Raw genomic sequence first — 15,508 nt, 5'->3', positions numbered from 1 at the left:
AAATAGTTGAGAGAATTATTGGTAGCCATAAACTAGAAATATAGATTAAAAATAAACGAGGTGGAAAAATGAAGATTTTAGTTGTAGGTGCAAGTGGGACAATAGGAAAAGCTGTAGTGAATGAATTGCAAGGTGATGATGCAGAAATTGTCCAGGCTAGTCGTAATAGCTCAGAAGTAAAGGTTGATATTACTTCAACAGAAAGCATCCAAAAAATGTTTGAAGAAGTTGGCAAAATTGATGCCCTAGTATGTGCAACAGGAGCAGCGCATTTTGGGTTAGTTGAAGAAATGACTCCTGAACAAAATCTCGTTTCAGTAAATAGTAAGCTTTTAGGACAAATCAATTTAGTGCTTCTAGGATTAGAATATATTCGAGATAAAGGAAGCATTACATTAACCACTGGTATCTTGATGGATGATCCCCTAGTGAGGGCAGCCTCATCAGCGATGGCAAATGGCGGTGTTCGTGCTTTTGTTAAATCAGCAGCTATCGAGCTTCCACGAGGTATTCGTATTAATAGTGTAAGCCCGAATATAGTTGAAGAATCAATCGATAAATATGGTTCTTTATTTGTAGGGGCAGAACCTGTTAAATCGAAAAGTGTTGCTCTTGCGTTTAAAAAGAGCATCTTAGGAGCGCAAACAGGACAAAGTTATAATGTTTACTAGAATCTTATTATGTGATGTTCAACCAGGAGGCATCCTATGGATAGTTTTATTAGTTGGTTAAATGAGATTATATGGAGTCCAGTATTGGTCTACTTTATTTTAGGCGTAGGATTGTTTTACTCCATTGTTACTCGTTTTTTTCATATTAGATATGTTAAAGAAATGATCAAGCTAACGTTTTCTGGTAATGGATCTAAAGCCGGGGTGTCTTCTTTCCAAGCCTTATCAATGTCTATAGGAAGTAGAGTTGGTATTGGTAATATTGCCGGAGTAGCAACCGCAATTACACTTGGTGGACCAGGTGCAATATTTTGGATGTGGGTAATGGCTTTCTTTTCAGCAAGTACTGCTTTTATAGAAACGACACTTGCTCAAATTTATAAAGTCAAACAGGATGATGAATATCGCGGTGGGACTCCGTACTATATTGGAAAGGGATTAAAGCTGGAATGGTTCGCTGCAATCTTTGCTATCGTTACGATGATTTCCATGACAATTCTAGTACCTGGTATTCAAGTAAACACAATTGCACTTTCTCTTGAAGGAGCATTTGGGATCAATCCAGTCATTACGGGTAGTTTTCTAGTACTATTACTTGCAGCTGTTATTTTCGGGGGTGTTAAGCGAATTGCAAAAACCGCTGAAATCATCGTACCCGTGATGGCTATTAGCTATATTGTCATTTGCATTATTATTCTCCTTGCCAATTTTACGGAAATACCGAATGTGATTTCATTGATTTATTCTAGTGCAATTAACCCTGACGCTACTTTTGGAGGAATTATTGGTTCAGCAATTGCCTGGGGCGTACAACGAGGTGCTTTTTCCAATGCTGCAGGATTTGGTAGTGAAACTTTTGAATCGGGAGCTGCAGAAGTTTCTCATCCTGTAAAGCAAGGTTTAGTGCAAGCGCTTTCCGTTTATATCACTACACTGATTATCTGTTCGGCAACTGCCTTCATGGTCATCATCACAGGCATGTATAACGTAGAACTAGAAAATGGTACAACGGTTGTTAATAATATCGGTGGGGTGGAAGCAGGTTCTAGTAATGTACAGCTAGCAGTTGAATCTGTTATACCCGGTCTTGGCGGTCCTTTTGTCGCTATTGCAATTTTTTTCTTTGCGTTTACAAGTCTGATTACGTATTCCTATAAAGCAGAAACAAGCCTTGCCTATATAAATCGTAATCGCAAAGTAAAAGTTACTTGGCCGTTAACTGTGTTAAAGTTCGGGCTCTTAATTACTGTATTTTACAATAGCACGAATTCAGCTTCGCTAGCTTGGGGGTTTGGTGATTTAGGATTTGGGGTCATGGCATGGTTAAATATGATAGCTATCCTATTTTTAACAAAACCTGCATTAAAAGCTTTAAAAGATTACGAAATGCAGAGAAAACAAGGAAAAGACCCTGTGTTTAAGCCTAGTAAACTTGGTATCAAAAACGCAGATTTCTGGGAAGAAGAGTACGATTCGAAGGAAGAAATTTCGTCAAAGGAAGAACAAGTATCCAAAAAAGAGCGCAAAATTATATAGATGAAATTAAATTTAGGTGAATCTGTAAAGAAGAAAGAAACATTATATCTGAGATAGAAATTATCCAAAAAGGAAGATGTTTTAAAGTTTGCTTGAAAGGAGTTGCACATCTTGCAAGTGTAGCTTCTTTCAAGAAGGGAGGATTATTATAAATATCGAAAGAATAAAGGAGGATTAACAGATGACGAATCAAAGTGTTGTAAAGGATAAAGGGGATATCCGACCCCGACCTACTCTAAAAGGGGAATTATATACGTCCCCGGAGATATTCGAATTGGAAAAAAGAAATATTTTTTCAGAATCATGGCTTTTTGTTGGATACGAATATGACGTTACAGAACACGGGCAGTATATCACTACCAGAATGAACGATGAAAATGTTCTGGTTATTCGGGGCAAAGATAATGTGTTACGTGCATTCTTAAATGTGTGTCGTCATCGTGGGGCAACACTTTGTAGTGAACCCTCTGGAACAACGAAGGCTTTACGCTGTCCATATCATTCCTGGACTTATGGACTTAATGGGTCCCTGGCAGGGGTTCCAAATGCAAATGAATGCCGTGAACAATTAATTAACAATGAAAGTTATGGTTTAGAAAAAGTGAATCTGGAAGTATGGAATGGAATGATTTGGATAAATTTCTCAGAAAGTCCAGAACCGGCTGAACAATCGTTAAATCAACAAATAATTGATAGATTAGGTAACCTTGAAACATTTGGTAGGTATCAAATTCCTAAACTAAGAGTTGCCCATACGAAACAGTATGATGTAAAAGCTAACTGGAAGATTATTGTTGAGAATTTCCAGGAATGTTACCATTGTTCGTCCATTCACCCTGAATTAACAGACGCTTTACCTGAATTTCGTTCAGGTGTTGGTACACAAAACAGAGTCGGGGCAGGGGCATCTTTTAAAGATGGTAATGAGTACTTTTCGATAAGCGGTAAGGGTAGTCGACCAAAGCTAAAGGGCTTACTGCCTGAAGACGACCGATTATACTACGGAATGACTATTATTCCACATGTATTCATTAATCTAACGCCAGATCATGTGATTACCCATCGGATTTATCCAGTTAGTGCAGATAGATCTATTGTTATTTGTGACTGGCTGTTTGAACCAGAAGAAATGGCAAAGTCTGATTTTGATCCAATGGATGCAGTTGAACTATTCCATCGAGTAAATGAACAGGATTTCGCTGCTTGTCAATGGTGCCATGAAAATATGGACTCAAAAGCATATAAAAATGGAGGAATTTTAGTTCCTCTTGAGCACCATGTTAGCAAATTTTATAATTACGTTTTAGAGTCAATCGGTTTAAAATCTTAATATATCTGACTCTCCTAAAGGAAATTCGGGTTAGATATTGAAATAGCACGTTCTTTTGTGGTGGTAGGACTATCCTCTTACCACCACAATATATTCAGAAATTCCGAGTATGAAGAGATATTAAGAAAAAAACCTGAATGACTAATTTTATTTAAAGGTGGGAGGTATCAACGTGGCTTATGTTATTACGTCACCTTGCAAAAATGAAATGGCAAGTGAATGTGTAGAAGTTTGCCCGGTCGATTGTATAAAAGAAGGAGAGGTAATGTTTTATATTGATCCTGATGTATGTATTGATTGTGGTGCCTGTCAAACAGTATGTCCCGCAGAGGCAATATATATCGAAGACGAAGTTCCAGTTGAAGAAAGTGAATACATTCAATTGAATCGTAAATTCTTTGAAAAGATAGATATATAAAAGATAGAAATATAAAAGATAGATGTTTGATCGAGTACTTTTTCAGTCGGAGGAGGGATCTAGTTGAAAGGAGAGACAGAAATATACGATATAACGATCATTGGTGGTGGTCCAGTAGGATTGTTCACAGCTTTCTATGGTGGAATGCGCGAAGCTACTGTAAAAGTAATCGAAAGTTTACCACATCTTGGCGGGCAACTTTCCGCATTATATCCTGAAAAGTATATTTATGATATTGCTGGGTTTCCGAAAGTTCGTGCGCAGGAATTAGTTGACAATCTGGAAAGGCAAGCAATGATGTTCGAACCAACAATTGTTTTAGACCAGGAAATTGTAAAACTCGAGCGATTAGAAGACCAAACCTTTAAGTTAACTTCTAATAAAGAAGTTCATTATACAAGAACCATTATTATTACTGCTGGAAATGGAGCATTTCAACCACGCAGGCTAAATATTGAGAAATGTGATCAATTTGAAGGTGAGAACTTACATTATCATGTAAACGATATGAATCAATACAAAGACCAACATGTAATGTTACTCGGTGGCGGAGATTCAGCAGTTGACTGGGCACTTATGCTTGAATCAATCGCAAAAAAAGTTACCCTTGTTCATCGTCGTGATACATTTAGGGCACATGAACACAGTGTAAAAGCATTAATGTCTTCCAATGTTGATATATTAACACCTTATGTTCCTATAAAAATAATTGGCGAAAAGAAAGTAGAAAAAGTAATATTGCAAGAAGTAAAAGGTGAGAAGGAAATGAAGTTAGAAATTGACTCTATATTATGTAACTACGGCTTCGTGTCTACACTAGGTCCAATCAAAGATTGGGGATTGGAAATTGAAAAAAATAGCATTGTTGTTAACACAAAAATGGAAACAAATATACCTGGCATTTATGCAGCAGGTGATATTACCACTTATCCAGGTAAAGTAAAATTAATCGTAATTGGATTCGGTGAAGGACCAACCGCAATTAACAACGCGAAAGCATATATTGATCCAAAAGTCCGCATCCAACCGCTTCATAGTACAAGCTTGTTTGCGTAAAAGCCCGTAAAATATGAAGATATACGGCGTTATTAGCTCGTAATTGGATTAAACACTGAAAGGACGGTTTCTAGATAACATAATTATTTGCGATAGCGGGGTTCCGTCCGCCCCTTTTCGTTACAAAAAGTTAATAGAAAGGAAGGTGGATTTGATGAGAAAAGTTACAATTGTTTTTAAGATTTCAGTTGTGATTGCTGTTTTATTTGTTGTTTGGGGGGTCTTTGCACCTGAAAGTCTTGCATTCGTGACAAGTATGATTCAAGGATTCCTTCAGACCCAATTTGGGTGGTTTTACCTTCTTTCAACCAGCATCTTTCTTATCCTTGCGATTTACCTCATTTTCTCTCGCTATGGGAATATCAAACTTGGTAAAGACAACGAGGAGCCAGAATATAATATCATCAGCTGGTTTGCTATGTTATTTAGCGCAGGAATGGGGATTGGACTAGTTTTCTGGGGGGTTGCTGAACCGGTCTCGCATTATATGAATCCTCCAATTGGAGATGGAGGTACCGATACTTCAGCAAGTCTTGCACTTCAGTATTCAATTTTTCATTGGGGATTACATCCTTGGGGAGTGTTTACTATAATTGCATTACCGCTTGCATATTTTAAGTTCAGAAAAGATGCACCAGGAACAATTAGTGCAACTTTCTATCCCTTAATAGGAGAAAGAGTAAATGGCCCGATTGGTAAAACAATTGATATAACTGCTGTCTTTGCTACAATTTTTGGTGTGGCAACTTCTCTAGGATTAGGCGCTATCCAAATAAATGGTGGTTTGTCCCATTTAAACAACAACATCCCAAATACAATTTCGGTTCAATTTATTATAATTGCAGTCGTTACCGTATTGTTTGTGACCTCGGCTATTTCAGGCATTAACCGCGGGATTCAATATTTGAGTAACACCAATGTTATAATTGCAGTTTTATTAATGCTTTTTTTGCTCTTTACAGGTCCAACTAATTTTATACTAAACCTTTTTACAACAACATTAGGTTCTTACGTCCAAAACCTTCCTGAAATGAGTCTAGATTTGTCACCATTCAATAATGAAGGTAACTCATGGGTCCAAGGATGGACAATTTTCTATTGGGGATGGTGGATTGCATGGGCACCTTTTGTTGGAATGTTTATTGCTCGTGTATCTCGCGGAAGGACTATACGCGAATTCATTATCGGTGTTCTAGCTGTCCCAACTATTTTTTCCGCATTATGGATGTCGATTCTAGGCGGTTCAGGCATTTATTTAGAAAGGTTTATGAATGTTAATTTAAGCCAAGCAATTGAACAAAATGGCTATGAAGTTGCATTGTTTTCCATGCTATCATACTTCCCGTGGAGTACATTTTTGTCAGTCATCGCTATTATTTTAATTGGCACATTCTTTATCACATCTGCTGATTCAGCAACTTTCGTACTTGGAATGCAAACAACCAATGGAGCATTAAACCCTCCAAATACAATTAAAGTTACTTGGGGAGTCATTCAATCAGCTATTGCCGCAATTCTATTATGGTCAGGCGGATTAGGAGCATTGCAAATGGCATCAATTATTGCTGCTTTCCCGTTCATATTCATTATTATCTTCATGGCAATATCACTAACCAAATCGTTAAAAGAAGAAAAGCATGAAAGTATAAAGGAGAAAAATATACAAAAGAGAAAAAACAAGGCAATTTAAAATTGACGGTGACCCATCCGTTCGTTCATTAACACGTGATTTGTACAATCTGTGAGACCATCAAGGGCCTGCAAGATCCATTACTAACATAAATGGAAGCGTTTGCAGATCGGATATCCGGCTTCACTATCAGGGTGGCACCGGATGGAGATTTTTCGATTTATGTAAAGGGTGCCTTGAAGAAAAATCCGGAAAAGTATTCTTGATATACTCCTCCTTAAGTAGGAAAAGTAAGTTTGCTTAAAGGGGAGTTTTTTTCTTGAAAGGGTATCAGAAAAAAGATCACACATCTTTATAATCGTATTTAAAATCGATTCTAGTTGGATGGAACACTAGCCTTAAATGATAAATGGGCGGAAGTAGTAGCAAAAAGTTGGTCGCTGGCTACTACTTCCGCCCATCTTTATAATAATTATATCATCTCTTTTCACCTATGTTTCTAAAAGTGGTTTATACAACAACCCGAAAGTTATCCTTCACAATTGCTTGAACAGTTTAATATTTTTCGAAATATGCCTGGATCAATTCAACCGTATCCTTTTGGATTTCCTTAACGACAGGCTTATTTTTAAACATATCGTAATTACCACCACCGGAAGCACGATAATTATTTAATACAACGTGATACGTTTCATTGTTCTCCAGCGGTTTCTCCTGATAGGTAATAGCAGTTACTCGTGACCCGACGGGTTTAGAGGCATGAACGGTGTATTCAATACCCTCCCACATATCATAGTTATAGTGCTGCGGCTTCGGCTTAATATATGTTGGATTGACGGCTAGTTGTTGATCCGCTATGGTAAAGTATTCTGCACTTTTTTCTAATGCAGCTTTAATTGCTTCACCAGTTAATTCAAGCACTACAAGCGTATTAGGGTACATATAATTTGATACGATATCACGCATTGTAACAACTGACTTAAATCCAGTTGACGCATTGTTTAGAAGGGAAGTAACCGAAATATCGACACCACTCTCAGCAATTTGTACATCCTGGATAAATCGGATAAATGGGTGCTTTTTAATACGTGCTTCGAAGGGAGAGGTGATTGCCATATCTCCTTCAATGGATCCAATCGGCTGATCCAGCCATAGTTGTGTCGATGCTTCCATATCCTGCATGTAGTTGATTATCTCTATGTTTGACTCCGTATTTTCTAGTGTATGAAGACTCCCTGTCTTTTCGGTAATATGCCACTTTCCCTGTCTTTGTTCCAGGTCGATGTGAACCTTTCCATAAACTTGTCCATTATTTCCAGGCTGAAGGACAAGCACATCATGAAGGACATCGTTTAATCGTCGATGTTGATGTCCAGTTAACAGAACATCAATACCTTGAATTTGTTCACACATTTGATAGGCTTGATTCTCTCCAGTGAAGGTTTCTGTTGGTTCTCCAGTTGCTAAATCACGTTCAAATCCGCCATGGTAGGAAGCAATGAGGACATCTGGTTTCTCAGCTTCCCGAATCGTTTTAACCCAGCTTTCTAATGTTGTATATGCGTCCTGGAATTGTAGACCTTGAATATGTGCGGGTGTTTCCCAGTTTGGAATATAATGGGTTGTGACACCGACAATAGCTACTTTAATACCGTTTTCCATTGTTTTTAGGATGTATGGTGGTCCGAAATTAGGTTCTTTCGTTTCTTGATCTAATATATTTGCTGATAGCCATGGAAAGTTAGATTGATGAACTGCATTAGAAAGTATCTTTTTCCCGAAGTTAAATTCATGGTTACCAATCACAGCAGCATCAATACCAATTCGGTTCATAATTTCAATCATTGGATTTTCATAACTGCTATATGCTTTTACGTAATATGTCATTAATGGTGTACCCTGAATTAGATCACCATTATCAATTACGATTAAGTTTTTTTCTTGTTGCTGGATTCGTTTCACAACAGTAGCATATTTGGCTAAGCCAATTGGTGCTTACTCGTTTGTTCCATATAAAATAGGCATTGCGTTGCCATGAATATCACTTGTATAGAGTAATGTAATTGATGATTGCGTATGCAAGATAAATCATCCTTCCTAAAGTAAAGATGCCCCAAAGGATTCCTTTGGGACATCATGCTTATTATAATCATCATTGCCTAAAACTTAAACAATTTTTCGTCTTATTCTTGCAGAGGTGAAATCGATAATTGTTACGACAATGATAATTGCAAGTAAAATAGTACCCATCTCATTCCAATTTCGGTTGTTAGATGCAAATATTATCATTGTACCGATACCACCTGCACCAACAATACCTAAGATGGAGGATGCACGGATATCTACCTCGAAACGATAGATCGCATAAGATAAGAATTCCGGTGTGATCTGTGGGATTACCCCATAGAATAGAATTTGTATTTTATTTGCCCCACTTGCTTCCATTGCTTCGACAACGTTCATATCAATGGATTCGATGATTTCGGAGAACATTTTCCCTAGCATTCCTGTAGAACCAATTGCGATAGCAAGCACCCCTGCAAATTCATTCGGCCCAACAGCTACAACAAATAGAATCGCTAAAATGATATCTGGGAATGCACGCACAGCTGATAGTATCCATTTCCCGATTGTTGAGGCAATGACGCCACCCATCATATTACGAGCTGCAAGAAATGCTAATGGTATGGCAATTATAGCTGCCATTAAAGAACCTGCAAATGCAATAAATACTGTTTCCAGCATGCTCATGGCCACATCACTAGTTGCTGACCAATCCGGGCTGAATAATCTTGGTATCACACGAGAAAAGTTATTTGCTGCACGTTCAATGGCTCGTCCCCAGTCAATATCAATACTGACAATGTCCATATATACATTGCGATAATTAAAATGACAATACCGATATTTCTAATCGTTTTAAAGGCTGATTTTTTTGGTTTTGGAGGTAAGGAATAATTTTCCATTATAGCAATGCCTCCCTTATTTTCGTACTAATGTATTCAATAACAATGACAACTACAAAGATAAGAATAATAATCATCATCGCATTTGGATAATTATAAAAACCTAATTGTTGATTCAAGATTAGTCCAATACCACCTGCACCAACTAACCCTAGTACAACAGAGGCACGAATATTAATTTCAAAAACATAAAGTACCAATGACGTAAACTGTGGCAGCACTTGTGGAATTAAAGCATACCAAATGACCTGAAATACATTTCCGCCAGATGCGCGCATTGCCTCTAATGGGTTCATATCGACAGATTCAATTGTTTCACTAATTAATTTGGCTAATATACCCAATAATAAACGATGGAGAATTTGTTGTTATTGTAGGTTTATCTGGAGCCGGCAAGGATAAATCAAACATACTATCCCACCAACGTTCGGAAATCCAACCTAATATTACGAAGCAGTTGAAATACCTTTTCCACCTATGGGTAACGATGTATTAATTCTCTCCATATTTGTTGGTCTATTTGGGATTGGATTATTTCCTGGTATCTTAGCACTCATTATTTTTTCATTGGGTATATAACCTTCATTTTTAAACGTGTCACGTTCAGCACATTTAAATTTCCCTGATTTCTTTTATTTATGTAAGTAAGTTTTATAGTATATTACAAGTAAAGTTTATTTCGCCTACTATATTAAATAACTGAATAATACACTTAATTTCCTAACATAATTTCTGCAATCAATTTAAAATTTTGTCGTGGGGTTTTTACACTGGGCTAAAAGCTAAGTAGTTCAAGAAAATTAACTTTAGGCTAAAATATCATATTTATGAAGTTTGTATCTAAATAAGTCCTGGGTGAATAAAATAGGCAATATCTACAAAGGAGGATGAATATGGCTTATTTTAATTACAATCAACCGTTTGGAGGATACCGTCAAGGACCAATGGTTTGTTTCCCTGTACAAGGTCAGGAAGGTGATGATGAATCAAATCAAGGAGGACTACAAGGGGAAATAAATATGCCAGATGGTTCAACGCAATCTGTTGTTTGTTTTCCATCATCACAGCCTCAAGCTGAAGGTCAAAGTCAACAAGGTGGTGGGCAGGGGGAATCAGGCGGACAGGAGCAACAAGGTAATGGCGAAGGTCAAGGTCAGGGCGGTATGCCAACGCCTCAAGACATACTCGGACAATTTGGTCAAGGAGGAAATGAAGGACAACAGTAAGGAAATCAAGGTCAAGGCGGCATGCCTATACCTCCAGGAATATTTGGATCGGGTGGTGGTCAAGGACAAGGGTAAGGAAATCAAGGTCAAGGCGGCATGCCTATACCTCCAGGAATATTTGGATCGGGTGGTGGTCAAGGACAAGGGCAAGGAAATCAAGGTCAAGACGGCATGCCTATACCTCCAGGAATATTTGGATCGGGTGGTGGTCAAGGACAAGGGCAAGGAAATCAAGGTCAAGGCGGCATGCCTATACCTCCAGGCGTATTTGGACCGGGCGGTCGTCAAGGACAACGGATATGTGTTCATCCTCAAACAATGATGCCTCATTATATGTGGGTCCCAATAAATCGATATTACTGGTAATACACTGAGGCGTTCGTGTAGAAATATAAGGTAAAAAAACAGCCCAATCTAAACAGAATCATCCTAAGAGCTCATTGGATGAATTAATGAAGAACTAGATCTACTACAAATGGTTATGATTCCCGGCTTTTTTAATTGGAAACTTAAGAAAATGAAAAGGAATTGCTGCGAATTGTAGGGCACATAGATGTGATAGGAAGGGGAGCCTTGTGTCTCCACCTCCCCACGATGTTTTGCTCTATTTATCTGAATCAGGATTGTTCTCTTTTTCTTCAGCTTTTTCCTTTTCCTCGCTCCACCATAATGAATCTTTTGGATTTTCAACAGTTCTTTATACTCAGATTTAGTAGCAACTGTTGGGTAGGACCCCTTTAGAGATTTTCCTGAAGTGTTACTGAAAAAGAATGATACCACCAAAAATCCGATAATACTAACAATTGTTAGATAGAAACCAGGTGCCAAGTTATTTCCGGTTTGGAGGACTAGCCATGTTGCAACTAATGGGGTAGTACCACCAAATAATGAAACGGAGACATAAAAGGTTACAGCTAATGTTCTATATCGAATATCTGTGGAGAACATTGTTGGTAACGATCCAGGAAGTGTACCCTCATAAGTTGAAAGTAGAACACCTAAAATTAGGAGACCGAATGAAATAAATACTAGAGCATTCAAGTTTGTTAAATAAAAAGAGAGAGCAGATAATAGGGTTAATCCTCCTAAACCAATTAATAAGACAGTCTTGTTTCCAATTTTATCACTGAGCTTCCCAAACATAAACACAAGCGGCACCATAATTATCATTATAATAGTAATTAATATAGTTCCTACTTCACTAGATAATCCAATTATCTCATTTAAATAAAAAGGCATGTATGATAATAACATATAGTTTGTAATATTAAAGAAGGCTACAGCAACAAAACATACAAGAATATCCTTTTGGTGATTTTTTAAAATAGATAGGAAGCTTTCCTCTTTGCCTTCATCATCAGAAAGTTCATTTTCAAAAATGGGTGTTTCTTCTAAATGTCTTCTTAAATACAACCCAATAAGTCCTAAGGGTAAACCGAATAGAAACGGTATTCTCCAACCCCATGAAGACATCTGCTGATCAGATAAAATGACAAAGAGTGTACTGACAAGTAATGAAGCTAATATATAACCACTGAGCGTACCGATTTCCAATCCACTTCCAAACATATTTCTTTTATTGTCTGGGGAAGATTCTGCAATATAGACCATTGCACCAGCATATTCGCCACCAGTTGAAAAACCCTGAATAATCCTAGCAATTAATAAGAGTATTGGTGCCCATATACCGATTTGATCATATGTAGGTAATAAACCGATTAGTAATGTGGAAAATGCCATGATAATAATCGTGGTTGTTAAAACAATTTTTCTTCCAAATTTGTCTCCGATTTTACCAAATATAATACCTCCTAAAGGACGCATTAAAAAGGCAATCGCAAATGTTGCAAATGTGAGCACTAATTGTAACTGATTATTCTCAACACCAGTAAAAAAGTTTTGACTAATAATAACAGCTAAATATGAATATAATCCAAAATCAAACCATTCCATAGCGTTTCCTATCCCTGTAGCAAACACGCTTTTCTTAGCTTTTTGAATATCTACAACGTTGATTTTTTTCTTATTTCTTGTCAACTCCTTAACATTGTATAAACATCTCGAAGGTGGTTGCTGATTATTCCCGCAATATTTACGTGAATCTAGTGTATTTTTTATAAGTTCTTATCCAGGTTTGGGTGTTGGAAAATAAATTTTAAAAAACGTATTTATCGCAAATTGCACAACCTCAGTCAATAAGTATCCATAATTGATAGTTTAATCTTCTTGATTTGCTGTCCAGAAGTGAAAGCCCATCTTTAGATGTGATGATAGTAAAGTCCGACAAGGTAGCTCTTGCTACTTATAGACACATTAGGTAAATGCGAGTAAGTTTATCACAGATTTCCTAATTCTGTAGTCGACAGAGCATCAATCATGTTAGATGTTTTAATAAAGATTTCTAAATTTATTATGTGCGTTCTTTATTGTTTTTATAAAACTTTATCCGATACAAGAAAGCCATAACTTGAAACAAGATATTTCAAGGAATCAACCTGGTTTTATATGCAGCTTACTTTCATAATCGGACCAATTAATTGATTTTTTTGTATAAAATCAGTTTATGTTGGTCATTTTAGGGGAATGTTAAATTGTGGTTTAGTGAAAGGGAGGAATAATAATGGATAGATTAAAAAATAAGGTAGCAATAGTTACAGGTGGGGCATCTGGTATGGGAAAAAGTGAATCCAGCCGTTTCGCCAGTGAAGGAGCAAAGGTTGTTGTTGCCGACTTAAATCTAGAAGGTGGGTTGGTGGCGCAAAAGGGTGGCGCAGCGTATACTGCTGCCAAACATGGCGTTGTTGGCTATACAAAACACCTTGCTGCTGTTTATTCTTCTAAAGGAATTAAAGTTAATGCAATTGCGCCAGGTACTATTCAAACTCCAATAACCGAGGAATAAATAAAACACGAACTGCCGATAGTATCCCCATAAAGCGTTTTGGTAACGACTATGAAGTAGCTGATTTAGCAGTATTCCTTGCATCTGATGAAGCAAACTTCATGAATGGTGCTATTATTCCTATTGACGGTGGGTTTACAGTTCAGTAAAAAATAAGTGGAACATTGCTTTAATGTCTCCACTTTTTCTATGCGATTTTTTTAAATAAAAAACATCCTTTAATACAAATCTCTTTCAGATATTTGTAACCGACATCATAGACAATGAATCCCGAAATAAATACCCCATATAATCCATATTAAAAATGTAATAACCCCAGTTACTTTTATTAAGGGAAAACTGGTCTAGCTGGATTCGAACCAGCGAATCACGGGATCAAAACCCGATGCCTTACCACTTGGCTATAGACCAATTAAGTCCCCCGAAAAGGGGACATTGTATTATTGATAACGATTTTGTTCGTTTTGGGATTGCTGGGCTTGCTGAGTTGCTTGATTTTGTTGCGCTTGTTGTACCTGCTGGGTTGCTCGTTGTAATTGTTGCTGGGCTTGCTGAAGTTCAGTGTTTTGCTGTGCATTGGCCCCAGCTTGGTTTTGTGCATTTTGCAAACCTTGCTGTGCTTGTTGAAGTTGTTGTTGTGCCTGCTGCAGTTGTTGTGGATTAGCACTAGCTTGTGCCTGTTGAACAGCTTGTTGTGCTTGTTTGGCTTGTTGTACAGCCTGCTGTATCTGTTGTTGTGAGTTTTGTTGTGCCATATTAAAAACCTCCCATTAATTTATTGAACTTGCCCGTTCGGCAATTAGTTTTCCCTTGTTCCTTTTATTTATGTAAAAAGATAATTTATCCTACTATTTAGTTGGATAATACTGAACCATTATGCCAGCTTTTTTACATTGGAGGGGGTACGATTATATAATTTTGCACCCTATTTTTGTTCTATAATTGGGTCAATTACTTTTTTATATTTGAAGTTGCCGCATTTTCCAACGGAAAAATACGGCTTTTCACCATCAAAAATAAGAACTTTATTTTCACTCAACATCTGCTAGATGGTCATGGTGAGGAGAAAGTCAAATAATTAGTCATTGGGGTAGCGTCAGGAAAATGCGGATTTACAACGCTAAGCATTTTATCAAGACGATTACCCCGATATGAAGAAACTAGCTAGTTTAAATTCACTGGGCCCTCTTATTCAATAAAAATGAATGCCGAGAATTCCTTAGCGTAGGAAAACTCGGCTTTCTTTATGTCGAATTTTGCTTAGCGTATGTTTTCCGCGTTTTGTTGGTAGTACCCCTTAATTAAGATGTAAAAAGTATTTTTAAAATAATCCTGATGACCAGGTATTTTTGCCTTTTTCTAGATTTTATATGTATTGAGCTAAAGGATATACACCCAATCAATAAAAGGAAATTTAAATATCCTGCATTTACAACCCATTACAAAAGACGATTGGATATCCTTGCGCTTCCGTGAAGACCAACTAAATTTTGTGGCAACGAATGAACATGCAAAACGAATCTTCGAAAAAGTAGGTTTCCAAGAAGTAGAAGGATTAATCATTGAAGGTGAACAGGTTTCCCACTTTACCTTTTAACATAACGGAAAAGAGCTAAGAGGATTTCCTCCTAGCTCTTTTTGTAGATTACATATTACTTTTTAAACGTTTTAAAATCCGATGATAATCATCACGATCAATCCCTGGGGCAAATTGCTCTGGAAGTTCTGGGAAGTCGGGCACAGGCGCACCCTTAGGCATTCCATCAATTACTC

General features: G+C 37.3%; 9 protein-coding genes, 1 tRNA gene and 6 pseudogenes. 9 read left to right on the top strand and 7 right to left on the bottom strand.

Annotation, left to right across the window (positions count from 1 at the left end; translation table 11 throughout):
* The first annotated feature begins 68 nt into the window (after positions 1–68).
* The 6 genes from F1560_RS01515 (at position 69) to F1560_RS01490 (ending at position 6,701) form a co-directional block, all read left to right on the top strand.
* On the top strand, positions 69–671 hold the full coding sequence (locus F1560_RS01515; RefSeq protein WP_149472901.1) for a short chain dehydrogenase: 603 nt from the start codon (positions 69–71) through the stop codon (positions 669–671).
* A 36-nt stretch (positions 672–707) separates the two neighbouring features.
* Positions 708–2,207, top strand: coding sequence for an alanine/glycine:cation symporter family protein (locus F1560_RS01510; RefSeq protein ID WP_149472900.1), 1,500 nt, complete (start codon positions 708–710; stop codon positions 2,205–2,207).
* Positions 2,208–2,388: 181 nt separating this feature from the next.
* Positions 2,389–3,537 (top strand): aromatic ring-hydroxylating oxygenase subunit alpha, encoded by a 1,149-nt coding sequence (locus F1560_RS01505; RefSeq protein WP_149472899.1) that lies wholly within the window; start codon positions 2,389–2,391, stop codon positions 3,535–3,537.
* 172 nt (positions 3,538–3,709) lie between these two features.
* Positions 3,710–3,955, top strand: a complete 246-nt coding sequence (locus tag F1560_RS01500; RefSeq protein ID WP_149472898.1) for a ferredoxin family protein — start codon at positions 3,710–3,712, stop codon at positions 3,953–3,955.
* Positions 3,956–4,018: 63 nt separating this feature from the next.
* Entirely contained in the window at positions 4,019–5,011 is a 993-nt protein-coding gene (locus tag F1560_RS01495; RefSeq protein WP_149472897.1) for an NAD(P)/FAD-dependent oxidoreductase, read from the top strand.
* Between the two features lie 154 nt (positions 5,012–5,165).
* Positions 5,166–6,701: a glycine betaine uptake BCCT transporter gene (locus F1560_RS01490; protein WP_149472896.1), complete on the top strand. Its 1,536-nt coding sequence runs from the start codon at positions 5,166–5,168 to the stop codon at positions 6,699–6,701.
* Positions 6,702–7,196: 495 nt separating this feature from the next.
* Here the strand turns inward: F1560_RS01490 and F1560_RS01485 are convergent.
* The 3 pseudogenes from F1560_RS01485 to F1560_RS01475 all read right to left on the bottom strand — a co-directional run.
* A pseudogene (locus F1560_RS01485) lies at positions 7,197–8,723 on the bottom strand (bifunctional metallophosphatase/5'-nucleotidase).
* An 84-nt stretch (positions 8,724–8,807) separates the two neighbouring features.
* Positions 8,808–9,607 (bottom strand): annotated as a pseudogene (gene phnE, locus F1560_RS01480) (phosphonate ABC transporter, permease protein PhnE).
* Positions 9,607–9,951 (bottom strand): annotated as a pseudogene (locus tag F1560_RS01475) (ABC transporter permease subunit); the annotation flags it as partial. The pseudogenes phnE and F1560_RS01475, both read right to left, overlap by 1 nt.
* A 549-nt stretch (positions 9,952–10,500) precedes the next feature.
* Between F1560_RS01475 and F1560_RS01465 the strand changes: the two are divergent.
* On the top strand, positions 10,501–10,833 hold the full coding sequence (locus tag F1560_RS01465; protein ID WP_149472895.1) for a hypothetical protein: 333 nt from the start codon (positions 10,501–10,503) through the stop codon (positions 10,831–10,833).
* Positions 10,817–11,155, top strand: coding sequence for a hypothetical protein (locus F1560_RS01460; RefSeq protein ID WP_149472894.1), 339 nt, complete (start codon positions 10,817–10,819; stop codon positions 11,153–11,155). The genes F1560_RS01465 and F1560_RS01460 overlap by 17 nt, the downstream gene beginning before the upstream one ends.
* 282 nt (positions 11,156–11,437) lie before the next feature.
* On the opposite strand, the pseudogene F1560_RS01455 reads toward F1560_RS01460, so the two are convergent.
* A pseudogene (locus tag F1560_RS01455) lies at positions 11,438–12,870 on the bottom strand (MFS transporter).
* Between the two features lie 583 nt (positions 12,871–13,453).
* On the opposite strand from F1560_RS01455, the pseudogene F1560_RS01450 reads away from it, so the two are divergent.
* Positions 13,454–13,884, top strand: a pseudogene (locus F1560_RS01450) (SDR family oxidoreductase).
* Positions 13,885–14,074: 190 nt separating this feature from the next.
* Here the strand turns inward: F1560_RS01450 and F1560_RS01445 are convergent.
* The 3 genes and pseudogenes from F1560_RS01445 to F1560_RS22350 form a co-directional block, all read right to left on the bottom strand.
* A tRNA-Gln gene (locus tag F1560_RS01445) sits at positions 14,075–14,146 on the bottom strand.
* Positions 14,147–14,175: 29 nt separating this feature from the next.
* On the bottom strand, positions 14,176–14,490 hold the full coding sequence (locus F1560_RS01440; protein ID WP_149472893.1) for a hypothetical protein: 315 nt from the start codon (positions 14,488–14,490) through the stop codon (positions 14,176–14,178).
* Positions 14,491–15,380: 890 nt separating this feature from the next.
* Positions 15,381–15,508 (bottom strand): annotated as a pseudogene (locus F1560_RS22350) (manganese catalase family protein); the annotation flags it as partial.

It is taken from the genome of Oceanobacillus polygoni, assembly GCF_008304605.1.
Taxonomy (GTDB): Bacteria; Bacillota; Bacilli; order Bacillales; family Amphibacillaceae; genus Oceanobacillus; species Oceanobacillus polygoni.
The sequence above is the reverse complement of the archived record's forward strand: the minus strand, read 5'-3'. Positions and strand labels throughout refer to the sequence as shown.